This is a genomic window from Bariatricus sp. HCP28S3_A7 (assembly GCF_052066375.1).
Taxonomy (GTDB): domain Bacteria; phylum Bacillota; class Clostridia; order Lachnospirales; family Lachnospiraceae; genus Allocoprococcus.
The window spans coordinates 1-330 of the sequence record NZ_JBQHSG010000103.1 but is presented as its reverse complement, the minus strand read 5'-3'; the positions used below and the strand labels follow the sequence as shown (position 1 = coordinate 330).

1 protein-coding gene is annotated in these 330 nt (G+C 43.3%); it reads right to left on the bottom strand.

Annotation, left to right across the window (positions count from 1 at the left end):
• Nucleotides 1-330, bottom strand: a 330-nt coding sequence (locus ACTNA4_RS16160; protein WP_441031196.1) for an RNA-guided endonuclease InsQ/TnpB family protein, incomplete at both ends; no start/stop codon positions are given.

Below are 330 nucleotides of genomic sequence, written 5' to 3'. Positions count from 1 at the left end.
TACTCATAAAGCAGACTTGCATAGTATTTTCCGGAAGGCTCCTGACTTATGGTTACCGACTTCAGGACATACCCCTCCGGTATTTCCCGATGTTTCCTGATCTTCACTTCCCTCAGTTTCGGAAGCCGGATCTTTCCCTTTTCCAGACGAATATTCCCATTCACCACATTCGTTGTATAGCTCTTCCTGCTTCGATGTCTCGACTTGAATTTCGGAAAACCAACAGCAGGATTTACAAAAAAGTTCTTATAAGCCTTCTCCAAATGAATCTGCACATTCGCCAGTGCAAGGGAATCTACTTCTTTCAGCCACGGATATTCTTTCTTATAG